The sequence below is a fragment of the Streptomyces coeruleorubidus genome, assembly GCF_028885415.1.
In the GTDB taxonomy this organism is placed as follows: Bacteria; Actinomycetota; Actinomycetes; order Streptomycetales; family Streptomycetaceae; genus Streptomyces; species Streptomyces coeruleorubidus_A.
In genome coordinates this window covers 7,859,927-7,876,946 of the sequence record NZ_CP118527.1, presented here as the reverse complement: position 1 = coordinate 7,876,946, position 17,020 = coordinate 7,859,927, and the positions used below count along the sequence as shown (strand labels likewise).

At 72.1% G+C, this 17,020-nt stretch carries 14 protein-coding genes and 1 pseudogene; 9 read left to right on the top strand and 6 right to left on the bottom strand.

Features of this window, described 5'->3' with window-relative positions:
- Window positions 1-12: 12 nt before the first annotated feature.
- Entirely contained in the window at window positions 13-900 is an 888-nt protein-coding gene (locus PV963_RS36390) for an NAD(P)-dependent oxidoreductase (protein ID WP_274820718.1), read from the bottom strand.
- 49 nt (window positions 901-949) lie between these two features.
- On the opposite strand from PV963_RS36390, the gene PV963_RS36385 reads away from it, so the two are divergent.
- Together PV963_RS36385 and PV963_RS36380 are read left to right on the top strand one after the other, a co-directional pair.
- Window positions 950-1,357: a MerR family transcriptional regulator gene (locus tag PV963_RS36385; protein WP_274820717.1), complete on the top strand. Its 408-nt coding sequence runs from the start codon at window positions 950-952 to the stop codon at window positions 1,355-1,357.
- Window positions 1,358-1,397: 40 nt separating this feature from the next.
- Entirely contained in the window at window positions 1,398-1,844 is a 447-nt protein-coding gene (locus PV963_RS36380; RefSeq protein WP_274820716.1) for a hypothetical protein, read from the top strand.
- Here the strand turns inward: PV963_RS36380 and PV963_RS36375 are convergent.
- Window positions 1,756-2,327 (bottom strand): annotated as a pseudogene (locus PV963_RS36375) (alpha/beta fold hydrolase). The gene PV963_RS36380 and the pseudogene PV963_RS36375 overlap by 89 nt on opposite strands.
- 85 nt (window positions 2,328-2,412) lie before the next feature.
- Between PV963_RS36375 and PV963_RS36370 the strand changes: the two are divergent.
- A complete protein-coding gene (locus tag PV963_RS36370; RefSeq protein ID WP_274820715.1) occupies window positions 2,413-2,919 on the top strand; it encodes a GNAT family N-acetyltransferase in 507 nt (168 codons plus the stop codon).
- Between the two features lie 55 nt (window positions 2,920-2,974).
- Window positions 2,975-3,487 (top strand): GNAT family N-acetyltransferase, encoded by a 513-nt coding sequence (locus PV963_RS36365; RefSeq protein ID WP_274820714.1) that lies wholly within the window; start codon window positions 2,975-2,977, stop codon window positions 3,485-3,487.
- Here PV963_RS36365 and PV963_RS36360 read toward each other — a convergent pair.
- Both PV963_RS36360 and PV963_RS36355 read right to left on the bottom strand, forming a co-directional pair.
- Window positions 3,400-4,998, bottom strand: a complete 1,599-nt coding sequence (locus tag PV963_RS36360; RefSeq protein WP_274820713.1) for an AMP-binding protein — start codon at window positions 4,996-4,998, stop codon at window positions 3,400-3,402. The two genes, PV963_RS36365 and PV963_RS36360, sit on opposite strands and share 88 nt — an antisense overlap.
- A complete protein-coding gene (locus tag PV963_RS36355) occupies window positions 4,995-6,674 on the bottom strand; it encodes an AMP-binding protein (protein ID WP_274820712.1) in 1,680 nt (559 codons plus the stop codon). Before PV963_RS36355 ends, PV963_RS36360 begins: the two co-directional genes overlap by 4 nt.
- A 124-nt stretch (window positions 6,675-6,798) precedes the next feature.
- On the opposite strand from PV963_RS36355, the gene PV963_RS36350 reads away from it, so the two are divergent.
- From PV963_RS36350 to PV963_RS36335, 4 genes are all read left to right on the top strand, one after another.
- Complete coding sequence (locus PV963_RS36350; protein ID WP_274820711.1) at window positions 6,799-7,608, top strand: LuxR C-terminal-related transcriptional regulator; 810 nt, start codon at window positions 6,799-6,801, stop codon at window positions 7,606-7,608.
- Between the two features lie 205 nt (window positions 7,609-7,813).
- A complete protein-coding gene (locus PV963_RS36345; RefSeq protein ID WP_274820710.1) occupies window positions 7,814-10,666 on the top strand; it encodes a helix-turn-helix transcriptional regulator in 2,853 nt (950 codons plus the stop codon).
- A 215-nt stretch (window positions 10,667-10,881) separates the two neighbouring features.
- Window positions 10,882-11,673, top strand: a complete 792-nt coding sequence (locus PV963_RS36340) for a S1 family peptidase (protein ID WP_274820709.1) — start codon at window positions 10,882-10,884, stop codon at window positions 11,671-11,673.
- Window positions 11,674-11,825: 152 nt separating this feature from the next.
- A complete protein-coding gene (locus tag PV963_RS36335; protein WP_274822218.1) occupies window positions 11,826-12,473 on the top strand; it encodes a LysE family translocator in 648 nt (215 codons plus the stop codon).
- A 12-nt stretch (window positions 12,474-12,485) separates the two neighbouring features.
- Here the strand turns inward: PV963_RS36335 and PV963_RS36330 are convergent, their stop codons facing one another.
- Window positions 12,486-13,607: a winged helix DNA-binding domain-containing protein gene (locus tag PV963_RS36330; protein WP_274820708.1), complete on the bottom strand. Its 1,122-nt coding sequence runs from the start codon at window positions 13,605-13,607 to the stop codon at window positions 12,486-12,488.
- A gap of 245 nt (window positions 13,608-13,852) precedes the next feature.
- Window positions 13,853-15,139 (bottom strand): alkaline phosphatase PhoX, encoded by a 1,287-nt coding sequence (locus tag PV963_RS36325; protein WP_274820707.1) that lies wholly within the window; start codon window positions 15,137-15,139, stop codon window positions 13,853-13,855.
- A gap of 425 nt (window positions 15,140-15,564) precedes the next feature.
- On the opposite strand from PV963_RS36325, the gene PV963_RS36320 reads away from it, so the two are divergent.
- Window positions 15,565-16,827 carry a phytase gene (locus PV963_RS36320; RefSeq protein ID WP_274822216.1) on the top strand — a complete coding sequence of 421 codons (1,263 nt, stop codon included), beginning with the start codon at window positions 15,565-15,567 and terminating at the stop codon, window positions 16,825-16,827.
- Window positions 16,828-17,020: the final 193 nt, after the last annotated feature.

Genomic DNA, 17,020 nt, shown 5'->3' with positions numbered 1-17,020 from the left:
CGCGCGAGCAGGTCAGTCGTCGCCGGGCCCGGGTTTGCTGAACTCTTCGATCAGCACGGGGTACTGCTCGCCACCGTGTCCCGCGGCGATCGAGCGGTCGGCCATCGCCTTGAACAGCTTCGGCAGTTCGGCGTTGACACCCACCGCCTCGCTCTCCTCGACCAGGTGTGCCATGGCCCGCGCGTCGGTCTCCAGGGCCGACACCTCGGCCGGGAAGGAGCCGCTGTCGATCTGCTCGGCGTATCCGGGCAGCCATTCGGCCACACCGGCGGCGATCCGCTGCGCGAACGGCGCGTACGTCGCGGCGTCGACACCGGCCGTCCTGAGCAGCGCGGTGCCCTGGAGCCAGGCGTTCAGGACGCTCCACATCATGGCCAGTCCGGCCACGTCGTACAGGGACGCAAGGCCGTGGTCCGCACCGAGGTGGGTGACGGTGCCGAGCGCGTCGAGGGTCGGCTTGTGCGCGTCGAAGTGCGCCTGCGGGCCGCTGTGCAGAATCACCGCCTCGGGCGTGCCGATGGCCGGCGGGACGGCCATGATCGCGCCGTCCAGGTAGCGGGCGCCGCGCTGTTCGGCCCATCGGGCGGTCTCCCGGGCCTGGGCCGAGTCGCCCGAGGTCAGATTGACCAGCGTCGTGCCGTCGAGCCCGACGTCGCCCGTGCCGAACAGCTCCCGCACGGCCTGGTAATCGGTGACGCAGATGATCGTCAGGGAGCCGGCCCGCACCGCGTCGCCGACTGTCGGCGCGAGCCGTGCGCCCCGGGCCACCAGCCCGTCGGCTTTGGCGGTCGTACGGTTCCACACGGTCGTGGGATGTCCGGCTTTCAGGAACGCGCCGGCGAGCGCCTGGCCCATCAGTCCGAGTCCGATGACTGTCACGGGTGTGTCGGTTCTGTTCATGGCAGCATCGTCAACGTTGATACCGGTGTGAAGGTCAAGCGAGGTTTTGATGCGTATCGGGGAACTGAGTCGCCGAACGGGCGTCAACGCCCATCAGTTGCGCTACTACGAGGCCCAGGGCCTGCTGGAGGCGGACCGCGGCACGAACGGGTACCGCGAGTACGACGAGAACGCGGTACTGCGGGTGAGACAGATCCGCCACCTGCTCGGCGCCGGCTTATCGTCCGAGGACATCGCGTATCTGCTGCCCTGTGCGGTCGGAGAGGCCCCGGAGCTGCTCGGGTGTCCCGAACTGCTGGCGGCGATGCGGTCGCGGCTGCGCCGGCTGGACGACCAGATGGCCGCGCTCGCCCGGTCCCGGAACGCCCTCGCCGACTACATCGACGCGGCCGAGCGCATGGGCAACCGGGCCTACCCGCCCTTTGACGATGCCGACCCGGAGCGCGTGCCCGCCTGACGAGCGCGTGGAACGAGTGGAACGAACGGAAGGGGAGAACGTGGCGCAAGAGGGGGACTTCGGAGCCGGCGGAGAGAACAAGGCATCCGCACTCCTGGTGGGTCAGGTGCTCACGGCACAACGCACCATCCTGGCCGAGGACATCGCCGCCTTCGCCTCGCTCGTGGGTGACGAGGGGCGCCACCATGTCTCGGCCGACGGGCCGGTCATGGCGCACGGTCTGCTGACGGCGTCGCTGGCGACGCGGATCGGAGGGCGACTGGACTACATCGCCCGCCGGATGAACTGGGAGTTCCTCAAACCCGTCTGGGAGGGCGAGACCATCACCGCGCGCGTGACGGTACGGGCGCTGAGGCGGACGCGGTCCGGGACGGAGCTCGAACTCGGCATCGTGATCGTCAACCAGGACGGTCATGAGGTGCTGCGTGGGGACAGCAGCGGTGTCGTGCGTGATGGGACGGGCGTGCGGCCCCCGACGCCGGGCTGACGTCCCGCTGTGCGTGGCCCGGCCGGGCCTCCCGGCCGGCCAGACGCATCGTGGACCACCAGTGGGGGCCGACCCGGTCGCGGACCTCTTCCCACCCGCCGGCCAGGAACTGCTGCTCGGTGCAGGCGGTGATCCCGCTGCCGCCCGACGATCCGGGGACGCGCGGTACCGGGTCGCGGTTGGCGTCGACCAGGACGAGGCGGGAGACCAGGTGGGGATGCCGGGCGGCCAGGACGATGGCCACCGAGCCGCCCATGCTCTGCGCGATCAGCTCCGCCCCGGTGACGCCCGCGGCGGTGAGCAACGCGGCGAGCGCGTCGGCGAGCGCGTCGGCGTGTGATTCCAGGTGTAGTCGAAGCTCGTCGGCCGGTCGCTGATGCCGTGCCCCAGCAGGTCGATCAGCAGCGAACGGTGACCGGCCAGCAGGGGATGGACCGCGATCTCGGTGAAGTAGGCGGGCGACGTGGCGCCCAGGCCGTGCACGTAGACGCATGACGGTTCCTGCCCCGGCAGAAGGAACGAGGGTATCCACCGGATCCCGGTGCCGACCGCGCCGCATACTCACCCCATGCGTATCCGCCCCGCGACCGCCGCCGAACTTCCCGCCCTCCAGGACATCGAACGTGCCGCCGGTGCCCCCTTCCGCGACCTCGGCATGCCGGAGATCGCCGACGACGAACCGCCCGCGCTCGACGTGCTGGAGCGCTACCGGGGGGCGGGCCGCTGCTGGGTCGCGGTGGACGAGCGGGGCCACCCGGTCGCGTACCTCGTCGCCGAACCCGTGGACGGCGCCCTGCACATCGAGCAGGTCTCGGTCCACCCGCGCGCAGCCCGCCGGGGCGTGGGCCGCGCCCTCCTGGCGTACGCCGCCGGCCGCGCCCGCGAGGAGGGCCTGACCGCCCTGACGCTGACCACCTTCGCGGAGGTCCCGTGGAACGCCCCCTACTACGCCCGCCTCGGCTTCCGCAGCCTGACGGAGGCGGACCTCACCCCCGGCCTGCGCGAGATCCGCGCGACGGAGGCCGAGCACGGCCTGGACCGCTGGCCACGCGTGTGCATGCGCGCACCCCTGTGAGCGAAGCGCGGTAATCCGCGCGCGGTCCGGCCCGCCTGCTGCCACGATGCGCCCAATGGGCGACATCGAACCCGGCACGCTCGTCGTGCGCCGAGCCGAGCCGTCGGACCGCACGGCACTGACCGACACCGACCCGATCGCGGCGGCGGGAGACCGGGCGCGCCGCGCGAGCATCCGGCGCTGGTGCCAGCAGGGCCGGGCGCTGCTGGCCGAAGACGCACGCGGGCCGATGGGCTACGGCGTGCTGGAGTACACCTTCTTCGAACAGGGCTTCCTCACCCTGCTGACGGTCGCGCCCGCCGCACGCCGGCAGGGAGTGGCCACGCGGCTTGTCACGGCTGTCGAAGCCGCGTGCACCACGCCCAAGCTGTTCACCTCGACCAACGTCTCCAACCTGCCCATGCAGCAACTGCTCCTGAGGGCCGGCTGGCAACCCGCCGGTCTGGTCCACGGCCTCGACGACGGCGACCCCGAGCTCTTCTATCTCTGCCCGCCCGCGAACCTCTCCCGCAGTTCCACCTTGCGTACCTTCCCGGAGACCGTCATCGGGAAGGAGTCGAGGAGCTGAAGTCTGCTCGGGATCTTGTAGTGGGCCAGGCGGCCCTGGCAGAAGGTGTGGAGTTCGTCCAGGGTGAGCGGGTCGGCGGGGTCGTGGGGGATGACGCAGGCGAGGACCTCCTCGCCGTAGTGGTCGTGCGGGACGCCCACGACCTGGACGTCCTGGATCTTGGGGTGGGCGTAGAGGAACTCCTCGATCTCGCGGGGGTAGATGTTCTCCCCGCCCCGGATGATCATGTCCTTGATGCGGCCGACGATCTCGACGTAGCCGTCCTCGCGCATCACCGCGAGGTCGCCGGTGTGCATCCAGCGGCCCGCGTCGATGGCCTCGGCGGTCTTCTCCGGCTCGTTCCAGTAGCCGAGCATCACGCTGTAGCCGCGGGTGCACAACTCGCCCGCCCTGCCGCGCGGTCGGGTCACCCCGGTCGCCGGGTCGACGATCTTCACCTCGATGTGCGGCAGCACGCGGCCGACCGTGCCGGTGCGGTGTTCCAGGTCGTCGTCGCGCCGGGTCTGCGTGGAGACGGGCGAGGTCTCCGTCATGCCGTAGCAGATCGACACCTCGGCCATGTTCATCTCGGTGACCACCCGCTTCATCACCTCCACCGGGCAGGGCGAGCCCGCCATGATGCCGGTGCGCAGGGAGGAGAGGTCGTACGACGCGAAGCCGGGGAGGTTCAGCTCCGCGATGAACATGGTCGGGACGCCGTAGAGCGAGGTGCAGCGCTCCTGCTGGACCGCCTCCAGCGTGGCCTCCGGGTCGAAGGACGGGGCCGGGATGACCATGCAGGCGCCGTGGGACGTGGCGGCCAGATTGCCCATGACCATGCCGAAGCAGTGGTAGAAGGGCACCGGGATGCACACCCGGTCCTGCTCGGTGTAGGCGATCGACTCGCCCACGAAATAGCCGTTGTTGAGGATGTTGTGGTGGGAGAGGGTGGCTCCCTTGGGGAAGCCCGTCGTGCCCGACGTGTACTGGATGTTGATCGGGTCGTCGCAGGACAGGCCGTCGTCCTGGAGCCGGGCGCCGTGGGTCCTCCGCCCGAGCAGCGCGTCCCAGCTCGGGTCGCCGAAGTACACGACCTCGCGCAACTCGGCGCATCTGCCCCGCACCTGCTCGACCATCGCCCGGTAGTCGCTCGTCTTGTGGCCGAGGGAGGCGAACAGCAGGGAGATCCCGGCCTGGTTGAGGACGTACTCGACCTCGTGGGTGCGGTAGGCCGGGTTGATGTTCACCATGATCGCGCCGATGCGGGCGGTGGCGTACTGGACCAGGACCCACTCGGGACAGTTGACCGCCCAGATGCCCACCCGGTCGCCCTTGGCGACCCCGGAGGCGAGCAGCGCGGAGGCCAGCTCGTCGACGGCCGCGCCGAACCGCGCGTACGTCCAGCGCCGCCCGGACGGCACGTCGACCAGCGCCTCACGGTCCGGCCAGGTGGCCACCGCCCGGTCCAGGTTGGCGCCGATGGTGTCGCCGAGCAGAGCCGTCCCGCTGGTTCCGTGGCTGTACGAGTTCACCGGAAGTCCTCCTCGCGGTACTCGGCGTCCGACCCGGCCGCCGTGGCCTCGCGCAGCTCGATGCGGCGGATCTTGCCCGAGACGGTCTTGGGCAGGTCGCCGAACTCCAGGCGGCGGATGCGCTTGTAGGGGGCCAGGGCCTCACGGGAGTGCTCGAACAGCACCTTCGCGGTGTCGGGGCCGGGCTCCCAGCCCGCCGCCAGGACGACGTACGCCTTCGGCACCGCGAGCCGCAGCTCGTCCGGCGCGGGCACGACGGCCGCCTCGGCCACCGCCTCGTGCTCCAGCAGCGCGCTCTCCAGCTCGAAGGGGCTGATCTTGTAGTCGGACGCCTTGAAGACGTCGTCCGCGCGGCCGACGTAGGTGATGTAGCCGTCCGCGTCGCGCGCGCCGATGTCGCCCGTGCGGTAGTAGCCGCCGGCCATCGCCTCGGCCGTGCGGTCCGCGTCGCCGTGGTAGCCGGTCATCAGGCCGACGGGGCGGTGCGACAGGTCGAGCGTGATCTCGCCCTCGCTCGCGCCCGGCGCGCCGGAGACGGGGTCCAGCAGCTCGACGCGGTAGCCGGGGCTCGGCCGGCCCATCGAGCCGGTCTTGAGCGGCTGGCCGGGGCTGTTGGCGACCTGCACGGCCGTCTCGGTCTGGCCGAAGCCGTCCCGGATGGTGACGCCCCAGGCGCGGCGGACCTGCTCGATGACCTCCGGGTTGAGCGGCTCACCGGCGGCGACGATCTCGCGCGGCGGGGTGCGCAGCTGCGTCAGGTCGGCCTGGATGAGCATGCGCCAGACGGTGGGCGGGGCGCAGAAGGTGGTGACCCGGGCCCGGTCCATCTCGGCCATGAGCCGGACGGCGTCGAAACGCGTGTAGTTGTACAGGAAGACGGTCGCTTCGGCGTTCCAGGGGGCGAAGAGGTTGGACCAGGCGTGCTTGGCCCAGCCGGGCGAGGAGATGTTCAGATGCACGTCACCGGGCTTGAGGCCGATCCAGTACATGGTCGACAGGTGCCCGATCGGATACGACGTGTGGGTGTGCTCGACGAGTTTGGGCCGGGCGGTGGTGCCCGAGGTGAAGTACAGCATCAGCGGATCGTCGGCACGGGTCGGGGTGTCGGGCGTGAAGTCGGCGGAGGCGCCGTAGGCGTCGTCCAGCGGCAGCCAGCCCTCGGGCACGGCCCCCGCGTCTGCCGCGGCGATGCGCGTGTAGTCGCCGGGGACCTCGGCGAACTTGCCGGTGTCCTCGCAGCGCGCGATGACGTGCCGGACCCGGCCGCGGTCGACGCGGTCGCGCAGGTCTGCGGGGCCGAGCAGCGGGGTGGCCGGGATGACCACCGCGCGCAGTTTCATCGCCGCGAGCGCGGTGATCCACAGTTCGGCCTGGTTGCCGAGCATCACGAGGATCCGGTCCTCGGCGCGCACGCCCCGGGCGCGCAGCCAGTTGGCGAACTGGGCCGAGCGTACGGACATCTCCCCGAAGGACAGCCGTGTCTCGCGGCCGTCCTCCTCGACGATGTGCAGCGCGGTGCGGGCGTTGCCGTGCGCGATCTCGTCGAACCAGTCGAGCGCCCAGTTGAAGCGGTCGGGACGGGGCCAGCGGAAGCCCTCGTAGGCCGTGCCGTAGTCCTCGCGGTGTTCCAGCAGGAAGTCCCGCGCGCCGCGGAACACCTCCGTCGCCGATGCCATTCGTCCTCCTTGGTGCCGGACCATTGCCGGGCGGCTCCGAACCATCGTGTAATCCGTGGTGCAGGTCTCACTACCCCCGAACGGGGGTGCGCCCGCGCGGGAGCCGTAGTGAAGGGGCGAGCAGGTGACAGCAGACGCGTCCGACGCGGTCGAGATACGCAACGCGCTGCTCCGTCTGCGGCGCGCCACCGGCCTTCCGGTCGCCTTCGGCGGACTGATGGAGGCCGGACGGCAGATGCGCATCAGCGAACTGAGCGGCACGGCGACGCACGCCCTGCGTTCGCTGGTGGTGACGTCCGGGAACGGGCTGGGCGGCAAGACGGTGGTGCTCGCCCGGCCGTGCGTGGTGACGGACTACTCGGCGTCGCGGCAGATCAGCCACGAGTACGACGCCCCGGTCGCGGTGGAGGGGCTGCGCTCGGTGCTGGCCGTGCCGGTGGTCGTACGGCACGAGGTGCGCGGAGTGTTGTACGGGGCGCTGCGGACGGCCCAGCCGCTGGGCGGGCGCATGCTGGACGAGGCCGTGGAGTCGGCGCGGGACGTGGAGCGGGCGCTGGTCCTGCGGGAGGAGGCCCGCACGCTCGCCGCCGGTGGCGGGGCCGGCGCGGGACGGGAGCACGTGCGGGAGGCGCACGCGGCCCTGCGGGCGCTGGCTCCGAAGATCGCGGATCCGCAGCTGCGGGCCGAGCTGCTCGACGCGTGTGCCCTGCTGACGGCCGATTCCACTCCCTCGGAGCGGGTCCGGCTCACGCCGCGCGAGGTGGACGTGCTGGCGTGCGTCGCGGCGGGGGCCACGAACGCGGTCGCGGCCGAGCGGCTGGGGGTGACGCCCGAGACCGTCAAGGGGTATCTGCGGTCGGCCATGCGGAGGCTGCGGGCCCGGACCCGGGGCGAGGCCGTGGTCGCCGCGCGCCGGGCGGGATGGTTGCCGTAGGTTTTGCGATGTTTTCCGTTATCCTTGCCCGTTCGATATGCCGACGGGCTCCCGGCCGGGCGCCACCGTGGTGTTCCGCCGCATTCGGGAGCCCGGTGAATTCGCGCGCGGACCTCCGTTGTTATTTCCCTCACCACGCCGTCCGTCCGAAATTCAAAGAACTGTTGCCTAATATTGGCCAGGACACGACACACGGAGGGGAGCGGTGACCGTGCCACGGGACTTCCAGGAGCCTCCCAGGAGCCGCCCCGACGTGGTCATCGGCCGGGAGGAGCTGTTCACGTCGGCCCGTGAACAGCTCGGCCGAGGCGGCAGTGTGCTGCTCCACGGCCCCGCGGGAATTGGAAAGTCGACGGTCCTGCGGGCGCTGGCCGCGGATTACGCCGGCGCGGCCCGGACCGTGTTGCGCTGCTCGGCCACCGAGTCCGAATCCCACCTGCCGTTCCTGGCGCTGGCCGACCTGTTCGGCCTGGTCCTGGACGAGGTCTCCGGCGCGCTGCCCGCCGCCCAGCGCACCGCCCTGGAGTCGGCGCTCACCGGGCGCGGCGAGTCCACCCTCCAGCGCGACGGGCTCGCGCTGCGCCTCGCGGTGCTGTCGGCGCTGCGCACCCTCGCCGCCAAGGGCCCGGTACTGGTCGTCGCCGACGATCTCCAGTGGCTGGACGCGGCCAGCGCCGAACTGCTCGGTTTCGCCGCCCGCCGGCTGGGCGACACGCCCGTGCAGATGCTGTGCGCGGTGCGGACCGAGGGCCAGGAGTACGACCGCCATCTACGCGCGTCCCCGCCCGACACGCTCGCCGTCCGGCTGGGCCCGCTGTCCCGTACGCAGGTCTCCGCGCTGCTCGACCACCGCGGCTACACCCCCCTGTCCCGCTCCACGATCCGCGACATCCACCGCACCAGCGGCGGCAACCCGCTCTTCGCCCTGGAGCTGGGCCGCGCCCTCGCCGAGAGCCCCACCCGGCCCCGGCCCGGCGAGCCGCTGCCGGTGCCCACCTCGCTGCGGGCGCTGGTGCTGAGCCGGCTGGAGATGCTGTCGGACGAGGCGCGCCGCACCCTGCTCGTGGCCAGTGCCGGTGCCCGTCCCACGCTGGCGCTGCTGCACGCGGCCGGCCGGGAGCACGCCGAGGCGGAGACCGCCCAGGCCGCGGCGCTGGGACTGCTGGCGACGGAGCCGGAAGGCCCCGCCGTACGGTTCGCGCACCCGCTGATCTCGGCCGCGCTGTACGCGGAGGCTCCCGCGCAGGAGCGGCGGGCCGTGCACGCCGCGCTGTCCACGGCGGCCTCCGACCCGATCGAGCGGGCCCGGCACCTGGCCCTGGCGACCTCCGGCACCGACCCGGAGGTGGCGGCCCGGCTCGCGGAGGCCGGTGCGCTGGCCCGGGACCGCGGGGCGCCGTCCGTGGCCGCCTCGCTCGGGCTGCTCGCGGCCCGGCACACCCCGGCGGACAGCACGCCCGGCCCGGACGAGCGGCGCCTGCAGGCCGCGGAGGACGCGATCACCGCAGGCGAGGCCGACCTCGCGCGGGACATCGCCCGGGACGTGCTGACCCGGGCCGCCGTGCCCGCGGAGCGGGTGCGGGCCTGGATGGTGGTCATCGAGGCGGCCGGGCAAGCGCTCGGCGAGGTGGACGCCGTCTTCCCGCAGGTCCTGGCCGACGCGGGCGACGACCCGCGGCTGCTCGCCCTGGTCCACTACCAGCTGGCCTGGCGCGGCCTGGTCGTCGAGGGCGACTTCGCCGAGGCCCGGCAGGAGGCCGCGCACGCGGCGGAGCTGGCCGCCCGCGGCAAGGACCGGCGCACCGAGCTGATGGCGCTGTCCTTCCAGGCCTCCACCGAGACCCTGATGGGCCACCCGGGCGCCCCCGAGACCGTCAAACGGGCCCTGAAGGAACCCCAGGACCCGTATGTGGCCTGCCATCACAACGGCGCCGGCTCGGCCCGGTTCCGCTGGCTGATCATGAGCGACCAGCTGCCCGAGGCGCGGGCGACCATCACCGCGCTGCTGCGCGAGGTGCGCAGGCGCGGCATGGTCGAGAGCGAGGTGCACTTCCTGCGCTTCCTCGCCGACACGGAGCTGCGCTCCGGGCACTGCGGCCGGGCCCTGGACCTGGCCCGCGAGAGCCTGCGGCTGGCCCGGGACTCCGGGATCGGCGAGGGCGCCTCGGCGATGCTCGCCTCCCTCGCGGAGGCCTCCGCGGGGGACGTCGACCGGGCGCTGGTCCTCGCCCGCGAGGCGGCCGACCACGCCGAGGTCGACGGCGACCAGATGTACCTGTCCCGGGCCCTGGCGGCGCTGGGCTACGCCCAGTTGGTGGCCGGGGACCCGGCGGCCACGGTCCGTTCGCTGCGCCGGGTGCGCGAGCTGGAGCAGGGTCTCGGCATCAACGACCCGGCGCGCGGCCGCTGGCACGGCGACCTCGCCGAGGCCCTGGTCCGCATCGGCGAACCGGGCGAGGCGCAGGACGTCATCGACACGGCACGGGTGCACGCGCTGCGGCTGGGCCGGGAGAGCGTGCTGGCCGTCCTCGACCGGGCCGAGGCGCTGGTGCGGGCGGCCCGCGGCGAACACGAGGCCGCCCTGGTCCGGCTGACGTCCGTCCAGGACCGGCTCGGCCGGCTGGGCTACGGCCTGGAGGAGGCACGGGCCGCCTTCGCGCTGGCCCGGCTGCGCACCCAGGCAGCCGCATTCCCCCGCGGCGGCGGGACTCGCCTGCCGGGACCGGCGTCGTACGACGAGGCCGCCCGGCTGTTCAGGCGCTGCCGGGCGCTGCCCTGGCTGCGGCAGGTCGACGCGGCCGCCGCGGCCGGTCCCGCGGCGGTGGAGCCGGCCTCCGCCGCACCGCCCGTCGCGCTCGACGCGCTGGAGGGCCTCGCGTCGATGGAGCGTCAGGTCGCCTCACTGGTGATGGAGGGCGCGACCAACCGGGAGATCGCGGCCCGTCTGTTCATCAGCGTCAAGACCGTCGAGGCGACCCTGACCCGGGTCTACCGGAAGCTGGGGATCCGTTCACGGGTGGACATCGTCCGGCTGGCGGCGGGCCGCCGCCCGACCTGACCCGACCTGCGTCCACCAGGGTTTACAGGGCCCGACCGAGGGTTTTCCCTGCCCAACTCCCTTAGGGGGTTCCCTCATTGGGAGCCCGCCCTGCCGGGCTCTAGCTTTGTCGCGTGCCGCTCGCCGGGCACACGGAGATCCGAACAACGGCGTCAGGGTCACCGTGCACGACCACCCCCGCGCGACCCCCCACCGGCAACTCCCCGAGGAGACCCATGTTCGGGTTCAACCGTGCCAAGAAGGCCGCCGCCGTCGCCACTGCGACCGCTGCCGCCGCCGCGACCGCGCTGCTCGCCGCTCCCTCCGCCGTCGCCGCACCCCAGCCGATCGTCGGCGGTACGACGACCACGACGACCGCGTACCCGTTCGTCATGCAGATCACGGACGCCTCGCAGAGCCAGTTCTGCGGCGGCACGCTGGTCTCGCCCACCAAGGTCGTCACCGCCGCCCACTGCATGGTCGGCGAGACCACCAGCAGCGTGCGCGTCGTCGGCGGCCGCACCTACCGCAACGGCACCAACGGCACGGTCAGCAGAGTCAGCAAGATCTGGATCCACCCGAGCTACACCGACGTCACCAAGGGCGACGACGTGGCCGTGCTCACGCTGTCGACGTCGATGCCGTACACGCCTGCGAAGTACGTCTCCTCCTCGCAGACTTCGGTGTACGCGGCCGGCACCACCGCCCGCATCCTCGGCTGGGGCACCACCGCCTCGAACGGCAGCGCCTCCAACCAGCTGCGCACCGCGACCGTACCGACCGTGTCCGACTCCAGCTGCGGCAGCTCCTACGGCTCCGACTTCGTGCGGAGCGACATGGTGTGCGCCGGAAAGACCTCCGGCGGCGTGGACACCTGCCAGGGCGACAGCGGCGGCCCCCTGCTCATCGGGGGCGTCCTGGCAGGCATCACTTCCTGGGGCGAGGGCTGCGCCCAGGCCGGTTACCCGGGTATCTACACCCGGCTGACCACCTTCTCCAACCTGGTCACGACGCAGGTCAACTCGTAACCGGGCAAAGCTCCTGAGCACCCCTCAGGTGAAATACCAGGGGGCGTTGCGGGCCTCCACGAGCGGCCCGCAACGCCCCCTTTCCATGTGTCCGGTCCATGTGCCCGGCCGGGTCCGGGTGCTTGAATGGGCAACGGATGGGAGTGATGCTCGTGGTTTCCGCCGACCGTCTCCTCGCCTTCGCCGTGATGTCGCTCCTGGTCATCGTCATCCCGGGGCCCAGCGTCCTGTTCGTCATCGGCCGGGCCCTCGCCCACGGCCGCCGCACCGCCGTGGCGACGGCCCTCGGCAACGTGGTCGGCTCCTACCTGCTGGTCGTGACGGTCGCGGTCGGGCTCGGCTCGCTGGTCGAGCGATCGGTGACGGTGTACCTGACGGTGAAGCTGGCGGGTGCCGCGTATCTGGTGTATCTGGGCGTGCAGGCGTTCCGGCACCGCAGGGAGCTGAAGGCGTCGCAGATCGGCACCGGGTCGGCGGGGCCGGCTCGCGGCGATCTCCGGACGCTCCTGGACGGGGTCCTCGTCGGCGTCACCAACCCGAAGGGCGTGGTGTTCTTCGCCGCCGTCCTGCCGCAGTTCGTGGACCACTCGGCGGGCCATGTGCCCGTGCAGATGCTGCTGTTGGGTCTCGTACCGATCTCGATCGGCCTGGTCACGGACACGCTGTGGGGCCTGACCGCGTCGGCGGCCCGCACCTGGTTCGCCGGCTCGGACCGCCGCCTCTCCCTGATCGGCGGGGCGGGCGGCTGCACGATGGTCGGGCTGGGCGTGACGGTGGCGGTGACGGGACGGGCGGACTGAAAGCCGCGTTGCCTACCTCCGTACGGCGCCGAAGCGGATGTCGTACGGCGTCTCCGGGTGCATCGTCCGCAGCATCCGCTCCCCCTCGGCGGTGACCTCGTCCCGCTGGGCCTTGGAGAGCGGGCCGAAGGGCTCGATCACGAGCGCGTGCTCCTCCAGTCGCCACAGGCCCGCGAGGAACCCGTCGACCAGGAGCGTGCAGTAGGCGATGTTCCCCTGCCAGGAGCGGCCCCGGTGCTCGGGCGGGACGACGCGGGTGCGGTCGGCGTGGGAGAGCAGCAGATTGTCGAACTCGGGCAGGAAGCGCGGCGGGGCCGGGGTGTCCGGGTCGGGGCGCGGGGCGTCCGGCAGGTCGAAGAGCTCGACACCGCCCTCGTCCCGGAAGGTGACGAGTCGCGGTCGGAGACGTTCGAAGGCGTCGCGCAGGCGGGTCAGTCCGGCCCAGGTCTGCATGTCCCGCACGGAGGCCGGGCCGAAGGCGGCGAGGTAGCGCAGGACGATCTCGTCGGGCGTGGCGGCCGGTCCGGTGGGACGGCCGAGCCAGCGTTCGGCAGTGGTGAGACTGACCTGCCCACTCTGACCCCACAGGCCGCGCGGCGTCACCTGCACGAGCGGGAGACGGCACCGGGCGGCGACGGCCAGGGCCTGCGGGTCGGCGTCCGGCCACTCCTGGAGCAGGGCCTCGCGCAGTTGCTTCATGGTGCGGGGCTCGGTCTCGACGAGGTCGCGGGCGAGGGCGGCGAGCCGGTGCAGGTCGACCCCGGCGAGTCCCTTCCGGAAGTTCGTCAGCTCCCGGTCCCGGGCGGGCTGCACCAGCGGACGCAGGGTGAGGCAGTCGTCCGCCGTGTGGGTGTGGATGGTGGAGCGCATCGTGACGATCCGGACGACCTCGCGGTCGGCCATCAGCCGGGACAGCGCCTCGGGGGCGAAACCGTCGAGGCGGGCGGCGAGCGCGTAGTACGGAGGCTTGACGTTCTGCGCCTGGAGGCCGACCAGGTGCTCGACGGCCGCGGCGGCGGAGATCCGGGCCGGGCGCAGGAGCAACTGCCGGTCGAGGGTGGCGCGGTTGAGGGCCCGGGTACCGAGGTGGGGTCGGGGTGCCGTGCCGGCGACGCTCCGCTTGGTGTTCGTCATGGGGGCACGGTAGCGAGAGTTGTGGACAGGTTCTGGCCGCGATGGCGGCCGGGGGGGCAGCACGCCCCGTATGCCGCGGGGTCAGCCGGGTTTGGGGCGCATATGTCGTCCAGCTCGGGACTTCGATGGTCTTCTCGGCCGGGTCGGGGCGTTGCGGGAGCGCGTCGAGGCCGCTGCCGTCTCCGCCTGGTGGCGCGGGGCTGGGCGTGTGGAGTCTCGACGCGTCCCTCGTTCCCGGCTGAAGGCTACAAGGCGCCCTGGGTCCAGGGGCCGGTGATCGCGAACGTGATGCCCGGGGTCTGGATGTTCACGAACAGCCAGTTGCCGTTCTTCGGCTCGAACACCGATCCGGCCCACTCCGAGCCCCGGTGGTCGGCCGCCGGGACGTTCTTGCCTGCGGTCCCGCCGCGCAGGTCCGCGTTGTTGGCGGCGAAGCGGAAGATCTCGCCGTCCGTGGTCAGCCCGTGGACGTATTCGGTGCCGCCGCCGTCCTCGCAGAGCACCAGGCCGCCGCGCGGGCTGACGCACATGTTGTCCGGCGCGTTGAGGACCTCGGCGCCGGGCGAGGCGAACAGCACTCGGAACTCGTCGGTGGCCGGGTCGAGTTCGAAGACCTGGCCCTGACGGGCCGGGCCACCGTCGGTCGTGATGACGTAGATGCGGTCGTTGCCGTACCAGGCGCCTTCGAGGCGGCTGAACACCGCGGCGCCGCCCGCCTGTGCCTGGAGCCGCACCGTGTCCGTCTCCGGGTCGACGTCGTCCACGGGCACCCAGGAGACGCTGCCGTACGCCTTCTCGCCGTCGAGGCGGGTGTCGTACGTGGCGCTGCCGATCCGCAGGGCCTCCAGCCGGCCGCCCTTGGACAGATCACCGGGCACCGTCGGGACGAAGCGGTACAGCGATGCGTCGCCGCGGTCCTCGGTCTCGTAGACGTAGCCGGTCGCCGGGTCGATGGCGACGGCCTCGTGGTTGAACCGGCCCATGGCCTTGTAGGGCTCGGGGTTGCCCTTGCCCTGCGAGGCGACCTCGAAGATGTAGCCATGGCGTTTGCCGGCAGTCGTGGAAAAGGTTTCCTCGCAGGTGAGCCAGGTGTTCCACGGGGTGGGACCGCCGGCGCAGTTGCGGATGGTGCCGCCGAGACTGCCGTAGGACTCCAGCCACTGGCCGGCGTCCGGGTCGAAGACCAGGGTGGTGGTGCCGCCGCCGGCCTCGGGGTTGTAGGCCGGGGCGGTGAAGGCGGGTCCGGCGCCGCGCTCGTGGTTGCGGACGAGGTGGAGCTTGTCGCCGTGGCGGAATGCCGCCATGCCGTCGTGCGAACCCGGGGTGCGCACGCCGTCGTCCATGAGGTCGTTGGTCCAGCCGTAGGAGACGTACTCGAACCCGCGCGGCAGCTGCAGCAGTTCCAGGCCGGTCGCCTGGTCCTTGACCGGGCGCAGCGGGCCGTACCCGGCGTCGAACTCGAGCTTGACCGGCTCGGCAGCGGCCGTGCGCGCGGCGAGGGCCTGGAAGGGGACGGAAGCGGCCGCGGCCACCGCAGCTCCGCGCAGGAGGGTGCGTCGTTCAAAACCGGGACCAGTTGTCGGTCTTCCGGCGGGCGTGCCTGTCATGGGAGTCCTCTCGATGCAACGAACGGGAAGAACGGGGGGCGGCCGCGATCACCCTAGAAGCGAATCCTTCGTCCGATTCCCAACGGAAAGTGAGCATTGGGAGAACCTCTTTCAGCCACCGGCCGGAGACCGCGGGGCAGGAGCTGTGGCACGGTCGGGCGCGCCGAACTGATCACCGCCAGGGCATCAATGCGACACCGGACAGCGGCGAGTCCTTCACCTTCGGTCCAGAGGATCTCGGCAGCCCGACGCGGGAAGCACGCCCCCTGCCTTACCCCACCGGGTCTCGTCGTTCTTCCCCCCTATGTGGAGGTACTGTGCGCAACCTGCGCGGGACACAGCTGGCCGCGATGATCGCAGCCATGACCGCCGTGGCGGTCCTGCCCACCTCGGCCCAGGCCGTCGACGGGCCGGCGAGCCTGACCGCCACCACCGAGACCCCCGCCCTGTACGGCGACGACGCCGGCGGCAACGCCGACGCCGACGACCCGGCGATCTGGCGCAACGCCGCCGACCCGGACGCCAGCCTGGTGATCGCCACCGCCAAGGAAGGCGGCCTGCGCGTGTACGACCTGGCCGGCAAGGAGGTGCAGTCGATAGCGGCGCCGCCCGCCCCCACCCCCGACGACAAGCCGGGCCGCTTCAACAACGTGGACCTGATCTCCGGATTCCCCCTTCCGACCGGCCGCGCCGACGTCGCTGTCGTCACCGACCGGGGCCGCGACCACCTGCGCGTCTACCGCATCACGCCGGGCGCCGCCCGGCCGCTGACGGACATCACCGATGCTCAGGCCCCGCTGGTCTTCTCCAAGACCCTGGACGAGGTCAACAACCAGACCACCCCCTACGGTCTGGCCACCTGGACGGACAAGTCCACCGGCCGCTCCTACGCCGTCGTCAGTCAGCGCAGCCGCACCCGGCTGGCCTTGCTGGAGCTGAAGGCCACCTCCACCGGGTCGGTCACCTACCAGCAGGTGCGCACGTACGACCTGCCGTCCTCCTTCACCCTGCCCAACGGCCGGTCCTGGACCCCGTGTGCCGACCCCGGTGACCTCCCGCAGGTCGAGGGCATGGTCGTCGACCCGATGAACAAGGTGCTCTACGCAGGCCAGGAGGACGTCGGCATCTGGCGGCTGCCCGCCGACCTGGGCGGCAAGCCCAAGCTGATCGAAAAGGTGCGGGAGTACAGCGTCCCCGCGACCTACGACGAGGCGACCGAGGAGTGCGTCGCGGGCGCCGACCCCGGCTACGGCGGCACGCACCTGTCCGCCGACGTCGAGGGCCTGACCATCCTCGACGAGGGCTCCGGTGACGGTTACCTGCTCGCCTCCAGCCAGGGCGACAACACCTTCGCCGCGTACGACCGCGAGGTGTCCGACGACAACGAGTACGAGAGCGGCTTCCGGATCGCCGCCGGCACCGTCGACGGCTCCGAGGAGTGCGACGGCGCGGCCGTGCTGAACGCTCCCCTGGGCTCCCGCTACCCCAACGGCCTGCTCGTGGTGCAGGACGGGCACAACACCCCGGACGAGACGGACGCGGACGGGGAGGTCCGGGACAACACCAACTTCAAGTTCGTCGATCTGGGCAAGCTCAAGAATGCGCTGAACTAGGCACGCGACGTGGAGTCCGGACTGGTCAGTCCGCCACGGTAGCGGCCGATGGCGCGGTCGTCGGGCTCCACGGGGCCCGCCCGCGTCCGGCCGCTACCGGCCTTCGGCGGAATTCCGGGCTCCGAGCGACATACGGGGCCAACGTCCCGGCGGCAGCGGCCCGTTGACGCCCGGCACCGGCATGCGCGACGAT